Origin of the sequence: Rhodococcus sp. NPDC019647 (assembly GCF_044389235.1) — a bacterium.
GTDB lineage: Bacteria > Actinomycetota > Actinomycetes > Mycobacteriales > Mycobacteriaceae > Rhodococcus_F > Rhodococcus_F oxybenzonivorans.
Map to the genome: position 1 here is coordinate 394,056 of NZ_JBIRXS010000002.1, position 14,193 is coordinate 408,248.

At 64.7% G+C, this 14,193-nt stretch carries 15 protein-coding genes; 6 read left to right on the plus strand and 9 right to left on the minus strand.

The window, feature by feature from the left end; translation table 11 throughout:
* Positions 1 to 5: 5 nt before the first annotated feature.
* On the minus strand, positions 6 to 455 hold the full coding sequence (locus tag ACH49N_RS06530) for a nuclear transport factor 2 family protein (protein ID WP_358271194.1): 450 nt from the start codon (positions 453 to 455) through the stop codon (positions 6 to 8).
* A 138-nt stretch (positions 456 to 593) separates the two neighbouring features.
* Here ACH49N_RS06530 and ACH49N_RS06535 point away from each other — a divergent pair, with 138 nt between their 5' ends.
* Positions 594 to 1,361, plus strand: coding sequence for a glucose 1-dehydrogenase (locus ACH49N_RS06535; RefSeq protein ID WP_358271195.1), 768 nt, complete (start codon positions 594 to 596; stop codon positions 1,359 to 1,361).
* A 71-nt stretch (positions 1,362 to 1,432) separates the two neighbouring features.
* Here the strand turns inward: ACH49N_RS06535 and ACH49N_RS06540 are convergent, their stop codons facing one another.
* The 3 genes from ACH49N_RS06540 to ACH49N_RS06550 are packed head-to-tail and all read right to left on the minus strand — an operon-like array spanning position 1,433 to position 4,383.
* On the minus strand, positions 1,433 to 2,215 hold the full coding sequence (locus ACH49N_RS06540) for an enoyl-CoA hydratase (RefSeq protein ID WP_208962630.1): 783 nt from the start codon (positions 2,213 to 2,215) through the stop codon (positions 1,433 to 1,435).
* A gap of 10 nt (positions 2,216 to 2,225) precedes the next feature.
* Positions 2,226 to 3,401, minus strand: coding sequence for an acyl-CoA dehydrogenase family protein (locus ACH49N_RS06545; protein WP_159919371.1), 1,176 nt, complete (start codon positions 3,399 to 3,401; stop codon positions 2,226 to 2,228).
* The gene (locus ACH49N_RS06550; RefSeq protein ID WP_358271197.1) at positions 3,385 to 4,383 is read right to left on the minus strand and encodes an acyl-CoA dehydrogenase family protein; all 999 of its coding nucleotides are present in this window, start codon (positions 4,381 to 4,383) and stop codon (positions 3,385 to 3,387) included. The genes ACH49N_RS06545 and ACH49N_RS06550 overlap by 17 nt, the downstream gene beginning before the upstream one ends.
* 173 nt (positions 4,384 to 4,556) lie before the next feature.
* Between ACH49N_RS06550 and ACH49N_RS06555 the strand changes: the two genes are divergently transcribed.
* Genes ACH49N_RS06555 through ACH49N_RS06565 form a run of 3 tightly spaced genes read left to right on the plus strand, consistent with a single transcriptional unit; the run spans position 4,557 to position 7,194 of the window.
* Complete coding sequence (locus ACH49N_RS06555) at positions 4,557 to 5,210, plus strand: TetR/AcrR family transcriptional regulator (RefSeq protein WP_358271199.1); 654 nt, start codon at positions 4,557 to 4,559, stop codon at positions 5,208 to 5,210.
* A 46-nt stretch (positions 5,211 to 5,256) separates the two neighbouring features.
* Entirely contained in the window at positions 5,257 to 6,072 is an 816-nt protein-coding gene (locus ACH49N_RS06560; RefSeq protein WP_358271201.1) for an acyl-CoA thioesterase domain-containing protein, read from the plus strand.
* 42 nt (positions 6,073 to 6,114) lie between these two features.
* Complete coding sequence (locus ACH49N_RS06565; protein ID WP_358271203.1) at positions 6,115 to 7,194, plus strand: dihydrodipicolinate reductase; 1,080 nt, start codon at positions 6,115 to 6,117, stop codon at positions 7,192 to 7,194.
* Here the strand turns inward: ACH49N_RS06565 and meaB are convergent.
* The 3 genes from meaB to ACH49N_RS06580 are packed head-to-tail and all read right to left on the minus strand — an operon-like array spanning position 7,183 to position 10,755.
* Entirely contained in the window at positions 7,183 to 8,154 is a 972-nt protein-coding gene (gene meaB, locus ACH49N_RS06570) for a methylmalonyl Co-A mutase-associated GTPase MeaB (protein ID WP_358271204.1), read from the minus strand. The genes ACH49N_RS06565 and meaB overlap by 12 nt on opposite strands.
* A 29-nt stretch (positions 8,155 to 8,183) precedes the next feature.
* A complete protein-coding gene (locus ACH49N_RS06575) occupies positions 8,184 to 9,323 on the minus strand; it encodes a thiolase family protein (protein WP_208962634.1) in 1,140 nt (379 codons plus the stop codon).
* On the minus strand, positions 9,316 to 10,755 hold the full coding sequence (locus ACH49N_RS06580) for an AMP-binding protein (RefSeq protein ID WP_358271206.1): 1,440 nt from the start codon (positions 10,753 to 10,755) through the stop codon (positions 9,316 to 9,318). Before ACH49N_RS06580 ends, ACH49N_RS06575 begins: the two co-directional genes overlap by 8 nt.
* Before the next feature lie 53 nt (positions 10,756 to 10,808).
* Between ACH49N_RS06580 and ACH49N_RS06585 the strand changes: the two genes are divergently transcribed.
* Positions 10,809 to 11,573 carry an SDR family oxidoreductase gene (locus tag ACH49N_RS06585; RefSeq protein ID WP_109326970.1) on the plus strand — a complete coding sequence of 255 codons (765 nt, stop codon included), beginning with the start codon at positions 10,809 to 10,811 and terminating at the stop codon, positions 11,571 to 11,573.
* Positions 11,574 to 11,647: 74 nt separating this feature from the next.
* Here ACH49N_RS06585 and ACH49N_RS06590 read toward each other — a convergent pair whose 3' ends face one another.
* Positions 11,648 to 12,208 (minus strand): nuclear transport factor 2 family protein, encoded by a 561-nt coding sequence (locus ACH49N_RS06590; RefSeq protein ID WP_109326966.1) that lies wholly within the window; start codon positions 12,206 to 12,208, stop codon positions 11,648 to 11,650.
* A 66-nt stretch (positions 12,209 to 12,274) separates the two neighbouring features.
* Complete coding sequence (locus tag ACH49N_RS06595; RefSeq protein WP_358271208.1) at positions 12,275 to 13,108, minus strand: TauD/TfdA family dioxygenase; 834 nt, start codon at positions 13,106 to 13,108, stop codon at positions 12,275 to 12,277.
* Between the two features lie 139 nt (positions 13,109 to 13,247).
* Here ACH49N_RS06595 and ACH49N_RS06600 point away from each other — a divergent pair, with 139 nt between their 5' ends.
* Positions 13,248 to 14,171: a TIGR03564 family F420-dependent LLM class oxidoreductase gene (locus tag ACH49N_RS06600; RefSeq protein WP_358271210.1), complete on the plus strand. Its 924-nt coding sequence runs from the start codon at positions 13,248 to 13,250 to the stop codon at positions 14,169 to 14,171.
* The last annotated feature ends 22 nt before the right edge of the window (positions 14,172 to 14,193 follow it).

Here is a 14,193-nt window from a genome sequence, read left to right on the forward strand (position 1 = left end):
ACCCGCTATGACCGAGCGGCCTCGTCAAGGCCGCTCGGTCCGGGATGATTCGAGAACCAAAGACTCTCTTCCCGGAGTCGGGCGCTTCTCCAGCCATCCGGAGTACGCACCACTTCGTGGTGGTAGTTGCCCCCGCAGTAGGTCATGCCGCTCACGCCGGGTAGTTGCATGGGGTTGAAGAACATTGCCCGCACCTTCGCAGTGGCGCCATCGAGATCGATCTCGATATTCGTGACGAAATGCTGCGTCAGCGGAACCTGGGTCAGCGCATTCCGGAGAAGGGCGACCACCTCGTCCCGCGGCCCCGGTGGGTACCCTACCGAGCTGTAGTCGAGGTGAGCGTCCTCCGTGAACACCGAAGTCAGCAGCGCCCAATCTTTCATGTCGACCGCTCGCGCGTACCGGTACATCAGCTCCGCGATCTCGGCTTTGTCCTGTACCACTTGCATATCCATGCGGTTCCTCACCTCTCGACAAGCACAATCGACCCCCGCATGTAGCTCACCACACAAGCACTCCGCCACCTTCAGAATGCGATTCTCGAATGTCAGAACGTCCTTTCCAAAGGCACTCGACTCGGGCATAATTCGTGGATGACCACTAGTGCTTCCCTACATGACCTGACCGGCAAGGTTGCCGTCGTCACCGGCGGATCCCGCGGCATCGGAAGGGCCATCGTGCAGGCTCTCGCCGAGGCGGGGGCCGACGTCGTCATCGCCTCACGCAAGCTCGATGCATGCGAGCTCGCGGCCAAGGAGGTAGAGACGTCCACCGGCAGTCGAGCGTTTCCCGTAGCCTGTCACGTCGGACGCTGGGACGAGTGCGACCAGTTGATCGAACAGACCCTGGAACATTTCGGACGGCTCGACGTACTGGTGAACAACGCCGGAATGTCACCGCTGTACGAGAACCTCGACGACATCACCGAAGAGCTGTATGACAAGACCTTCGCTGTCAATCTCAAGGGACCGTTTCGGCTCGCCGTTCGGGCTGCCACTCACATGGCCGAAAACGACGGTGGCTCCATCATCAATGTCGGTACCGCGGGGTCCCTGGTGGCGAGCGCGCGTCAGTTGCCCTATGCCTGTGCCAAAGCAGGGGTCAATGCACTGACGGTCGGCCTGGCCGATGCATTCGCGCCGAAGGTCCGGGTGAACGCGATCCTGCCGGGACCCTTCCTGACGGACGTCTCGAAGTCGTGGGCGCCGGCTGAAGGTGAGGAAGCGTCGTTCGTGCCGCTGCGTCGCATGGGGAAGCCGGAGGAACTCGGACCTCTCGCACTCCATCTCGCCAGTGACGCATCGAGTTTCACTACCGGCGCTATCATCCGGGTCGACGGCGGCGTCACCAGAAAGGTCTGACGACTTACCGCCCGATGGTGGGCCCCGCTTATGGGACCCACCATCGGAGTCGAGACTTCTACCGGATCCTCCTACTGGATTTTTTCCTTCATTTCGTCCAGCTTCATCAGAATCGGGTAGCCACTGACACTCAAGGCGTTGCCGTGTCCGGACTGATGGATGTCGAACACCGACTGGATTGCAGCGTAGAAGCCTTGCACGTCCAGCGTCTGGTTGACCGCGCGTTTGGCCTGGCGCAGCCCGAAGGAGGGCATCGTGGCGATGTGTTCGGCAAGGGCCCGAGTCTCCGCGTCGAGCTGATCGCGCGGCACTACCTTGTTCACCATGCCGACCTGCTCGGCTTCCGCGGCCGTCACCGGACGACCGGTGAAGAGAATTTCCTTCGCCTTGCGGGCGCCGAGTTCCCAAGTATGGCCATGATATTCGACTCCCCCGATGCCCATCATCACCACCGGGTCGGAGAAGGAGGCATCCTCGGCAGCGACGATCAGGTCGCACGGCCAGCACAACAACAGCCCGCCCGCGATGCAGCGCCCCTGGACGGCCGCGATCGACGGCTTCGGAACGTTGCGCCAACGCAGCGAGTACTCCAGATAGCGGCGGGTCTCCGCCCCGTAAATCCATTCCAGGGTGATCTCCGCGGGAGCCGGCCACCGATCGTTGAGGTCGTGACCGGCGGAGAAGTGTTTCCCCTCGGCACGCAAGACGATCACCGCCACATCAGGGTCCTCTGCCGCCTTGGTCCAGGCTGCGTCGAGTTCGTCGAGGAGGGCGCCGTTCTGGGCATTGGCGGCCTCAGGGCGATTGAGTGTGATGGTCGCGATCTTGTCGGCGACCTCGTAGTCGATATACATGTCGGGCTCCTCAGCTTCGGGGTAGGCCGAGCACGCGCTCGGCGACGATCGTGCGCTGAATCTCGGACGTGCCGCCGGCAATGGTGCCGGCGAAGCTCCGCGCATAGCGTTCGAACCAACTCGACGCGAAATGGTCGTTGTTCCAGGGCGTGTACGGTGCCGTCAACGCGGGGTGGACCAGACCGTCGAACCCGGCACCGTCCAGCGCGTGCTCCGAAGCGGTCTGCACTGCCTCGGATCCCAGGATCTTCAGAACCGACAGGGCCGCTACGTCCTGCTCACCCCTGTCTGCACGGGCCAGCGCCGCAGAGCCCAGCAGCCGCAGCGCCTGATTGTCCATGGCGAGCGTGGCATAGCGATCACGGTCGAGCGCCGTGACAGGCCGGAAATCCTCGACGAGATCCTGTAGTCGATCGGCGAAACCCAGCCACAACAGGGTGCGTTCGTGGCCAAGGGCACCGTTCGCAACGCCCCAGCCCTGGTTCAGCCCACCGACGAGGTTCTCCACGGGCACCCTGACGTCCGTGAAAAACACTTCGTTGAAGTCGAAGTCGTCCTCGGCACACACGGAGGCGAAGGGACGGCGCGTGACCCCCGGGGTGTCGGTGGGAATCAGAAGCACGCTGATTCCCTTGTGCTTCGGAGCGTCGGGATCGGTGCGGACGAAGGTGAGCAACACGTCGGCCTCGTTGGCACCGGACGTCCACACCTTCTGGCCGTTCACCACGAAAGAGTCACCGTCGCGCACCGCGCGTGTACGCAACGACGCGAGGTCGGAGCCCGCACCGGGTTCACTCATGCCGAGCGCAGCAGTGATCTCGGCACGCAGAATGGGTGCAGCCCAACGTTCCTTCTGTTCCGGCGTACCGAACGACAACAACGAGGCGGCGATGATGCCGAGGCCCTGGGGATTGAAGCTGTGATAGATCCGGCGCCGGGAAAGTTCCTCGAGATGCACGTACTGCTGCAGGATACTGGCATTCCGGCCGCCGAACTCGGGCGGGTTTCCGGGGAGCAGCCAGCCGTTATCGAACTGCTTCCGCTGCCAGCGGCGGGCCCACTCCGGAACATCCGCACTGGAGCGGGGTCTTTCCCCCGCCTCGGCCTCGTCGGGCAGATGTTCGGCGAGGAAGGCCAGGAACTCGGCCCGGAATTCTTCGACGTCGGCATCAAAGGTGAGTTGCACGGTACTCCTCGGCGATGAGCGCCCGATGTTCGGCCGCGCCGCCGAGCAGGAGCTCGCCGGCTTTGGCGCGCTTGAGCGCGAACTGAAGGTCGTTCTCCCAGGTAAATCCCATGGCCCCGAACAGCTGCAGGCCGTTGCGGAAGACCAGCGACTGGCACTCCCCTGCCGCGGCCTTGGCCATTGCCGCAGCCACACGGCGGCGGGGATCGTCGGCGGCGATCGTGAGGGCGGCGTAGTAGGCGAGTGCACGGGCACGTTCGACGGCCACGTGCATGTCCGCTGCTTTATGCTTGACCGCCTGGAAGGAGCCGATCGGAGCACCGAATTGCTTGCGGTCCTTCACGTGAACGAGCACTGAGTCGAGAATGCGCTGACAGGCTCCGACCATCGTCAGCGCCATGCCGGTCAGGGCCAGCTGACGAGCGCGCTCCGGATCGGCGGCACTGCGATCGCTTTCGCTCACGCGAACCCCACTGAAGGTCACCTCGGCAAGGTGCAACACGGGATCGAATATCAGACTGCGCGTTGCGGTCACCCGTTCCGCGGGAACCACGAAGACGCCGGCGCCCGTCACCACAGCCAGTAGGTCTGCGCGATCTCCGTCCAAGACTCGGTGGGCGGTGCCGTTCAGGAGCCAACCATTACCGTCGCGGTGGGCGCTCACACCGTCGAATACCGCCGCGCCGGACTGCGCAGGATCGGCACACCCCACGGCCAGAGGAGCGAACTGGGTCATTGTCGCAAGGTAGGGCGTGGGATCGGTAGCTCGGCCCAGCTCTTCCAGGACGATCGCCAATTCCACGGCGACGTCGGGTTCCGCGAGCTCGGTCCAGCCAAGGTCGACGTACACCTTCCACAGAGGACCGGGGTCGCCGCCGTCGTCGACGATCGTGCGGATCAGGGTGGGCGGGCACTCCTTGGCCGTGACCTCTCGGACGGTTTTCTGCCACAACCGCTGATCTGAGTCGAACTCGAAAAGCATCCCGGCTTGCCTCCTTGCCAGAGCTGCGAATGGTCTAGCGAGAATAACATTCTCGCTAGACGAAAGTAAGAGTTCCACTTTTGCCCGAAGCCAGCAGGCTGGCGACCCAACGTCATACTCCTCTCCGGTACAGTGGATACATGTTTGCTACACATAGAGGGGGGGGTCCGGCGGTGACCGAAGTCAGCGAAGAACCGGCCTGGAAGCAGCGCGCAGTCGAACGCTCCATCAAAACCGCCAAGCTTCGCGCCGAGCAGCGGGTGCAGAAATTCCTCGATGCAGCGCAGGCGATCATTACCGAAAAGGGCAGTACCGACTTCACGGTGCAGGAGCTCGTCGACCGGTCCAAGCAGTCGCTGCGTAGCTTCTACCTGCAATTCGACGGTAAACATGAACTTCTCCTCGCCCTGTTCGAGGAAGCATTGACCCGGTCTGCCGATCAGATCCGCGCCGCGGCAGCCAACGAGTCCGACCCACTCGACCAGCTTCGCGTCGCCGTCGAGTTGCTGTTCGAGTCGTGCCGCCCCGACCCGGTGGCGCATCGTCCGCTGTTCACCGACTTTGCCCCGCAGTTGCTGATTTCCCATCCCGCCGAGGTGAAGGTCGCGCACTCGGCGCTGCTCTCGCTGTTCACCGAGCTGATGGAGCAGGCCGAAGCCGCAGGTGAATTGCGCGCCGAGATCAACCCGCGCCGAATGGCTGCCATGACGATGCAGACCGTCATGTTCATCGCTCAGTCCAGCGGCGGCAACGACGACGCAACTGTCCGTCCCATTTCCGCCGACGAGGTCTGGGCTTTCTGCTCGCGGGGTTTCGCTCACTCCTGACGAGAACGGTATTCTCATCGAGGGAAACATCGATTACAGTCGGTGTGTGCCCGAGCTATGGAACGACCTTCTCGCCTGCCTCGATCTGCGCCCCTACCCACCCGACACCGACCCCACGGTCGCGGTGTTCGAGGGAAGCAACCAGAAACTGGACTACCACCGACTGTTCGGTGGACAGATCCTGGGCCAGTTCCTGGAGGCGGCTCGTCTCACCTGTCCGAGCAAGAGCGTCAAATCGATGCATGCGCTGTTTGCACGGGAGGGCCGCGCCGACGAGCCGGTCCGGTACGAGGTCACGACTCAGCACGAAGGCAGATCGTTCGCAACCGTGACGGTCGTCGCCCGGCAGTCGGAACGGGTGGTTGCGACTGCCGCGATCTCCCTGCATTGCGGTGAGGACGGACCCGAACATCAAAGCGTTCCCGCGGTTCCGGCCGTCCTTCCGGAAGAATTCCGGGTACACCTCGACCTTCTCCCGTGGGAGACCCGCGCCGCCGCCGACCTGAACGCAACGGCGGCCGCAACCCCCGATTTCGAATTCTGGATGCGCACACCGGAAGTCGCTGGTGAGTTGGCCCAGGCGCTCACTGCGTACGCCACCGACCTGAACCTTATCGGCACGGCGCTGCGCCCACTTCACGGGCTCAGTCAACTCGGTAACGGCACGGCATTCACCTCTGCCGTCACCTCGCACAGCCTCTGGTTCCATCGGCCGTTCCGCACCGACAGGTGGCTCCTCCTTCGCCAGCACAGTCCACTGCTGGCGCACGGCCGCTGCTTCGGCCGTGGCGATGTTCTCACCGAGGACGGGAGCCTCGTCGCGTCCTATGCGCAAGAAGCCCTACTCCGCATCCACCCGTGACGCCCGTTCCGTGGTGGCACGTCGACCGATCGAAGGTGTGACATGAGTGTAAATCCCTTGTCCGAGAACGCTGTCGAATCGACTGTTGCCACCCGGCCGTATCGGGTCGTGCAATGGGCGACAGGAAACATCGGCACCCGTGCACTCCGGGCGGTGATCGAACATCCGACGCTGACCTTGGCCGGTGTGTACGTCCACGCAGACGAGAAGATCGGCCGCGATGCAGGCGAACTGTGCGGGCTGCCCGCTATCGGCATCACCGCCACCCGGAGCATCGAGGAGGTCGTGGACTCCGGAGCGGATTGTGTGCTGTATATGCCGCGTGCGTGCGACTTCGACGAAGTGTGCTGGTTGCTGGCCTCGGGGATCAATATCGTGACAATCCGCGGTGAGTTCCACTATCCGGCGGGCATGGACCCCGAGGTACGCGCACGGGTCGAGGCCGCGTGCGAGCTCGGCAACACCTCGATCCACAGCACCGGCAGCAGTCCCGGGTTCATTACCGAAGCCGTTCCGCTCGTGTTGACCTCGATCCAACGACAGCTCGACAACCTGACGATCGACGAGTATGCCGATCTGTCACAGAGGGATTCACCAGACCTCCTGTTCGAGATCATGGGATTCGGACGCGCTCCCGGCGCTTTCAGCGAAGCCCGGTTGTCGCATGCTCGTACGAGTTTCGGGCCCTCGCTCCAACTCGTCGCCGACGCCCTCGGGCAGCCGCTCGATTCCGTGGAGGCGAGTGGCGAGGTTGCCACCGCCCGCCACAGAACCCACATCGCCGCCGGGGTCCTGGAGGCGGGTACTGTGGCGGCCCAGCGAATTACCGCCGCCGGGATGCGGAATGGCCGGGCACTGTTGCGCTTCCGCGCTACCTGGTACTGCACAGCCGACGTCGACCCGGCCTGGGACGTCCGCCCCACCGGGTGGCATGTCACTGTCGATGGGGACGCACCCCTCGACGTCGACATCACAATGCCGGTGCCGCTCGAACGGATGGGTGCGGTGGCGCCCGGTTACACGGCGCACCGCGCTGTGAACGCGGTGCCCTTCGTGTGCGCTGCCGCCTCGGGAATCCGCTCGACCACCGACCTTCCCCAGGTCATTGCCTCACTCGGTTGATCCGCCCGCATCACAGAAGGCCGGGTCTTCCGTCTCGTACCGGAAGGCCCGCATGTCGTGGGCAGCCTCGGACGCGGGAGCGAGCAACAGATCAGCCGCCGTGTAGGGGTCGTGGCGGCCGGCCGCGACCGAGGCGGCAAGATGCGCCAGTCCGGGATGAGTCCGCAGGCGAGTGTGCGCGAGGGAGAGGACTTGTGCCCGCGCCCGTGCTGTCCGGCGTGCGAGTGTGTCGGCGCGACGGTGGGCCTCGATCACCTCCACCAAGGTGGACACGCCCTCGGCTCGTGCGGCGACGAGGGTGAGGATCGGCACGTGGAACTCGGCTCGGAGGTCTCGTACGGTCTGGTCGGCGCCATCGCGATCGGCCTTGTTGACGACGAGGATGTCTGCGACCTCCAACAAACCTGCCTTCGCGGCTTGAATAGCGTCACCCGCACCGGGGTTGAGTATCACGATCGTGGGGTCAGCGATGGCCGCGATCTCGATCTCGGACTGCCCCACCCCCACCGTTTCGAGCAGTACGAGGTCATACGACAGCGCCCCGAGCAAGCGGATGGCCGCGGGCACCGCCGCGGCCAGGCCGCCCAGGTGGCCGCGCGTTGCGACCGACCGTATGAGCACGCCCGGGTCGTTGATGTGCGCCGCCATCCGGATTCGGTCGCCGAGAAGCGCACCGCCGCTGTACGGCGAGGACGGGTCGACCGCCAGTACCGCCACCCGCAGGCCCCGCTGCCGATACTCTGCGACGAGGGCTCCGATGGTCGTCGACTTGCCGGCGCCGGGCGGCCCCGTCACACCGACCACCCGGGCGGGCGCCGCGGCCGGCGAGTCGACCAACGAGGCCAGCGAGTCGAGCACTTCGGAGCGACGGCTACTCTCTACCAGGCTGAGCAACCGTCCCGCCGCACGCACGGAGCCTGCACGCGCTGCCGCGACGAGGTCCGAAACACTGGATGACACAGGGGAATCACTGACGGGTCGGCTCACAGTCACGGCGCTGGAACCTCGATCACCGTCGCCGACCCCATTCCCCCGCCCGCACACATTGCCGCCACACCGATACCGCCACCGCGACGGCGCAGTTCGTGCACCAGCGTCACCAGCATCCGGGCACCGGTCGCTGCAACAGGATGTCCGAGCGAACAACCACTTCCGCTCACATTGACCTTGTCCGGGTCGATCTCGAGCAGCTTGATGGTGGCAACGCACATCGCGGCGAAAGCTTCGTTGATTTCGAACAGGTCGACATCGGCGAGAGAGATACCCGCCCGGGTAAGGGCTTTCGGGATTGCCCTGACCGGCGCCAGACCGGTGAGTGCGGGGTCGATCCCGACGGACGCCCACGACCGAACGGTGGCCAGCGCGGGTAATCCGAGACGGTCACTCGCGATCGTCAGGACGGCAGCGCCGTCGTTGCCACCGCACGCGTTTCCCGCTGTGATGCTGAACCCCTCGATCTCCGGATGCAGCGGCTTCAGTGACGCCAGTTTCTCCAAGCTCGTCTCGCGCCGCGGATGCTCGTCGACCGAGAAGAGTCCGTGGGGCGTGTCGATGGGAACGATCTCCTCCTTGAACCTGCCCTCATCGATGGCCTGCACGGCGTTGCGATGTGAGCGAAATGCCCACTCGTCCATCTCCTGCCGGGTCACGCCCGCCTCGACGGCCGCGTTCCATCCGACCGTGATCGACATATCCATGGTGGGGGCGTTGGCCTGTTCGGGATGGGTGGGAGGGAACCAGGGCACCCACTCGCCGTCCACCTTGAACAGTGATTTCGGCGAGGTGGACGCCGAGTTGACTCCGCCGGCTATGACCAGCTCGTCCATACCCGCGCGGATGCTCGCGGCCGCGCTCTGCACCGCGGCCTGGCCGGCGGCGCAGTGCCGGTTGTGCGCCAGCCCGGGAACCTCGGTCAGTCCTGCGGTGAGTGCGGCGTGCCTGGCAACCACCCCGCCGCCGTACAGGCCTTCACCGAGGATCACATCGTCGATCAGGCCCGGGTCGAGATCTTCCGCCGCTGCGGCGACGACGTGGTGAGCAAGGTCGTGAGCGGTGGTGTCGCGCAACGTTCCCTTCACGGCAGTGCCGATGGGAGTGCGCAGCGCGGAGACGATGACAGCTTCAGGCATGGGAGTTCTCCAGTTCGGCCACAAGGGTGCGGCGCAGTAGTTTTCCGGTCTCGGTTTTCGGGAGTTCATCTCGGAAGACGACGGTGTCCGGGGTTTTCGAGGAACGCAGCCTGTCTTTGACCCACTGCCTGATTTCGGCCGGGTCTGCGTCTCCGACGAGAACAGCGACTATTCGTTGTCCCCATTCGGTGTCGGGTATTCCGATCACTGCTGCCTCGGAAATCGCCGGGTGGCGGAGCAGCACGTCTTCGATCTCTGCCGGTGCGATGTTCTCGCCGCCGCGGATGATCGTGTCGTCAGCCCTGCCCTCGACGAACAGGTAGCCGTCCGCATCGAGGTGACCGAGGTCCCGGGTCGCGAACCAGCCGTCCGAGTCGAGCACACTGCGTCCGCCGTATTCGCCGGAGATCTGCTCGCCCCGCACGAAGACCAGGCCGGTCTCGCCTGCCGCGACCGGCTCACCGGTTTCCGTGCGGACCTCGATCTCGATCCCGGGCAGCGGCCGCCCGACCGACCCGAGTCGGTCCCGCACAGCCGGATCGCTCGACGCGAACGCCGCCCGGTGATCTTCGGGGGACAGAACGGCCACCGACGACGCCGTTTCGGTGAGACCGTAGGCATTGACGAAACCCGTGTCCGGAAATGCGCGTAGCGCGTGCTCGAGAACGGGCCTCGGAGTACGGGATCCGCCGTAGGCCAGGCTCTGCAGCGTCGGCGTTTCCGCGTCGGCGTCGCCCAGTTCGGCGACGACGCGGGCCAGCATCGTGGGCACCAGCATTGCGTGCGTGATGCCCTCGCGCCGGACGGTGTCCAGCCACTCGGTCGGGTCGAACCCGGCCAAATAGACCACGCGACGCCCGGTGTACAAGTTCGAGAGCAGGTTCGTCAGGCCGGCGATGTGGTAGGGCGGAACTGCCACCAACGCGGCATCCGTGTCCGCGGCGGATGCGAACTCCATCGTGTTCAGGACGTAGGCCAGTAAGTGGCGATGCCGCAGCACAGCAGGCTTGGGATCGGACGTGGTTCCGCTCGTGTAGATGATCACGGCGACGTTGTCACCGTCCCACTGCGGGGCAGGCACCTCCGCGGGCTCGTCCTGCACAACGTCGACATCGACGAGGGCGTCGAGATCTTCGGGGCGGAGGATCACGGCGCCGGCATGGCGATCCTGCAGTGCAGTCAACTGCTGATCACCGAGCCGGTAGTTGAGTGGCACGAAGGGGACGCCGGCCAGGGCGGCCCCGAACAGGGCGACCGGATAGCCGAGATGATTGGCACCGAGATAGAGCACGGCCGGGTGATCCCGGAACCGGTCGGCGGCGCGGTGGGCGAGGTCGAGGAGCTGCGCGGCGGTCAACGAGCGCTCGTCGACGGTCACAACCGCCTTGTCGCTGTCGGTCGCGGCCATCTCTAGAATCATGTTGATGTTCATGAGAACATGATTCTCTCAGTACAAGAGGGTTACTTGCAAGAAGGGAAATTGCGATGCAGATCATGGGTTGTTCCGCGATAGTCGTCGGAGGCACGGGCGGGTTGGGCCAAGCCACCGTTCGCCGTCTCCATGAAGCGGGAGCCAAGGTGGTCGTCGCCGACGTCGCCGACGACAAGGGCAAGGAACTGGAGGAGGAGCTGGGAGTCCGCTACGTGCGTACCGACGCCTCGGACGAGGAATCCGTCGGGGCTGCGATCGCCGAGGCGGAGTCGCTGGGGCCGCTGCGCATCTCGGTGGACACACACGGCGGCCCAGCCGGGGGCGGGCGGCTCGTCGGTAAGGATGGAAGCCCCATGGATCTTGCTGCGTTCCGGACGACCATCGAGTCCTACCTGATCTCGTCCTTCAACGTCATGCGATTGGCCGCGGCCGCAATCGCAAAACAGGAGCCGATCGACGACAGCGGCCGAGGCGTGATCATCAATACTGCGTCCATCGCGGCCTACGAAGGCCAGATCGGACAACTCCCCTACTCCGCAGCGAAGGGCGGCATCGTCGGCATGACCCTCGTGGCCGCCCGGGACCTCTCCCCCCTCGGTATCCGGGTCGTGACAATTGCACCGGGCACTATCCTGACTCCGGCCTATGGCAAGGCCGGAGATCAGCTCGAGGCCTACTGGGGACCCCAGGTTCCCCATCCCAAGCGCATGGGCCGGCCATCCGAGTACGCGACTCTCGCCGCATCGATCGTCGAGAACGACTATCTCAACGGCGAGGTCATCCGGCTCGACGGTGGCCTGCGATTCCCGCCGAAATAAGTGCGAATGCGGCGGAGGTCTCGGGAACCGTCGGTCCCGAGACCTCCGCCGCACTCATTCCGGCCGCACGTCGGTCACCAGCGTGCTGGTGCCGGTGTGTCGATGCGCAGCGGGCGCTGGTAAGACAGGTCATCTTTGGCTCGCGTGCCTCTCAGGAACGCCTTCTCGGTGAAGAAGCGCGATTGCAACATCGACGCGTCAGCTTTCGCGCTCCATTCGACGGTCGAGCGCCGCACCGCGATCCGCCACCCACCGTCGCGTCGTTCGAGTCGGTCGAGATAGCGGCCGTTGAGTAGTTGCACCGTGACCCCGTCGTTGAGGAGTAGTCCCACCAACACGTAGCTCTCGCAGTGGGCGGTATCGCCGTCGATCTCGCACGTGTGGGTGGTGATGTTGTGTGTATGCGCCAGCGAGGTGGCCGCGTGTGCGGCATTCGCCCAGTTCGCGTAGTCCGGTCCTCTGTTGGTGCTGGTGCCGTGTTCGTCGATTCCGTCGTCGTGGTAAGTGCCACACAGGAGATCGGAATCGTGGCGATCGCAGCCACGAGAATGCCTGGCAACGCAGTCGAGGATTTCGCCGCGGTCCATCAAGTACCGCACGTCACGCTGGAGCCTTGCGACATCGTCGGTGGTCATCTGCCTCTCCTTCAAAGATGGTCCTGTGAGCGTGGATGGTGGCCGATGCATGCCGGCTGCATGCGCTCAAGCGACGGCTTCCTCGCCGATCAGGGTGGTCCGGTGCAGCAACCGGGGTGAGGTGGGCGCATAGGGGACAGCGCGGTGCAGCATTCCGGTGTTGTCCCACAAGACCAGGTCGCCGCGACGCCAATGATGTCGCAGAGAAAATCGAGGTTGCGTCGACCAGTCGAGCAGACGGTCGAGAAGTGCCCGCCCCTGCTCCTCGGGCCAGCCGACCACGTGCGCGGCAGTCGCGCCGAGCAGAAGCGACTTCCGTCCGTTGCGACGCGTCCAGACCAGAGGATGCTCGCGCGTCGGCACCCGCGACCACGACGCCCTTTGCTTGTCCGACGGATCAGGGTTGGCCAGCAGTTGCGCCGCTGCGAAGCTGTGCACCACGCGCAGTTCGGCGAAAGACGCCTTCTCATCCTCGGTGAGGGCTTCATAACTGGCGTAGGTGTTGGCAAACTCGGTGTCACCGCCCTCCTCTGACACCTCCAGTGCGGTGAGGAGCGTCGACTTCTGCGGGACCGCGTCAGTGGCGCCGTCGATGTGCCAGTGGAAGGTGCCCTTGTTGTAGGAAGCCAGGACAGTCGTGGCTGGATCCAGACTGATGGCCGAGATTTCCGGGTGCTTCTCCTGACCACCCAAAGGCGCCACGACGACGTCGCCGAGCATGCGACTCAGGGCTACCAGGTCGGCATCCGCGATGTGGGCGTCACGAAAAACCACCACACCGTGCATGTCGAGCAGGGCTCGGCACCGAGCGGCGGCCTGCGCGTCGGCGAGTCGGCTGCCCTCGATTCCCGTGATTTCGACACCGACGGTGTCGGTGATCGGGGTGACATTGGCAAACATCAGTTCCTCCTTGGAAATATGATTCTCATAGCAAGCTATCAATATTCTTATTTCGACACTACAGTTCTCTCATACGGAGATCTGTACTTGATCGACAAGGCATAAGGCACGGCTATGTCCGTGCGGCAAGGAGATTCACATGCGTATCGGATTGACCGGCGGCGCATCGTCGACCGACAAGATCGTGCACCAAGCGGTACAAGCCGAGGCGGATGGCTTCACCTCACTCTGGTACGCCAGCACCGTCGCCGGTGATCCACTGGCGGCGGTGACGGTTGCCGGTCGCGCCACGACATCGATCGAACTCGGAACCGCTGTCCTGCAGACCTATCCGTGCCACCCCTTGCTGCAGGCGAATCGGGTAGCCGCCGTTTCCGAAGCAATGGGCCGTCGCGGATTCACTCTGGGGCTGGGCCCTTCACACGAGTCCCTGGTCCGTGAGGTGTACGGACTCTCCTACGACCGGCCCGGTCAGAACACCGAGGAATACGTACGGATAGTCGCCGCACTGCTCCACGGTGAAGAGGTCGACTTCCGCGGTCAGGAGTGGACCACACGGAGTGCCGGCCGCATGGTGCCCCTGGCCCACGAGGTGCCTGTCCTTCTTTCGGCGATGTCCCCGCGCATGCTCCGGGTGGCAGGGCAGTACGCCGACGGCACCATCCTGTGGATGGCTTCCGCGAAGGTGATCGAATCCCGCGTCGCGCCCGCGATCCATGCCGCCGCGACACGCGTGGGCCGTGCCACTCCCCGGATAGTCGCCGGGCTCCCCGTTGCGGTTCACGACGACGCCGATGAAGCCCGCGAAGCCGTTGCCGCAACCGCCACCATGTACGCGGGAATGCCGAATTACCAACGGATTCTGGAAGTCGGCGGTGCATCGAGCCCGGCCGACGTTGCCATCGTCGGCGACGAGACGTCGGTGCGCACCCAGCTGCAAGGTCTCCTCGACGCGGGTGCCACCGACATCTGGGCGGCGGTCTTCCCCGTCGGCGCCGACGCGAAAGCGTCGGTCGGCCGCACCAAGGACCTTCTCCGAGAACTGGCGACCACCGACGGGTAATCCCCGGGCCACGCCTCACACG

Excerpts from the sequence above, each read along its gene's own strand:
- ACH49N_RS06530 (WP_358271194.1), bottom strand. The coding sequence starts at position 455 with ATGGATATGCAAGTGGTACAGGACAAAGCCGAGATCGCGGAGCTGATG.
- ACH49N_RS06535 (WP_358271195.1), top strand. The coding sequence starts at position 594 with ATGACCACTAGTGCTTCCCTACATGACCTGACCGGCAAGGTTGCCGTC.
- ACH49N_RS06540 (WP_208962630.1), bottom strand. The coding sequence starts at position 2,215 with ATGTATATCGACTACGAGGTCGCCGACAAGATCGCGACCATCACACTC.
- ACH49N_RS06550 (WP_358271197.1), bottom strand. The coding sequence starts at position 4,383 with ATGCTTTTCGAGTTCGACTCAGATCAGCGGTTGTGGCAGAAAACCGTC.
- ACH49N_RS06565 (WP_358271203.1), top strand. The coding sequence starts at position 6,115 with ATGAGTGTAAATCCCTTGTCCGAGAACGCTGTCGAATCGACTGTTGCC.
- ACH49N_RS06575 (WP_208962634.1), bottom strand. The coding sequence starts at position 9,323 with ATGCCTGAAGCTGTCATCGTCTCCGCGCTGCGCACTCCCATCGGCACT.
- ACH49N_RS06580 (WP_358271206.1), bottom strand. The coding sequence starts at position 10,755 with ATGAACATCAACATGATTCTAGAGATGGCCGCGACCGACAGCGACAAG.
- ACH49N_RS06585 (WP_109326970.1), top strand. The coding sequence starts at position 10,809 with ATGCAGATCATGGGTTGTTCCGCGATAGTCGTCGGAGGCACGGGCGGG.
- ACH49N_RS06590 (WP_109326966.1), bottom strand. The coding sequence starts at position 12,208 with ATGACCACCGACGATGTCGCAAGGCTCCAGCGTGACGTGCGGTACTTG.
- ACH49N_RS06595 (WP_358271208.1), bottom strand. The coding sequence starts at position 13,108 with ATGTTTGCCAATGTCACCCCGATCACCGACACCGTCGGTGTCGAAATC.
- ACH49N_RS06600 (WP_358271210.1), top strand. The coding sequence starts at position 13,248 with ATGCGTATCGGATTGACCGGCGGCGCATCGTCGACCGACAAGATCGTG.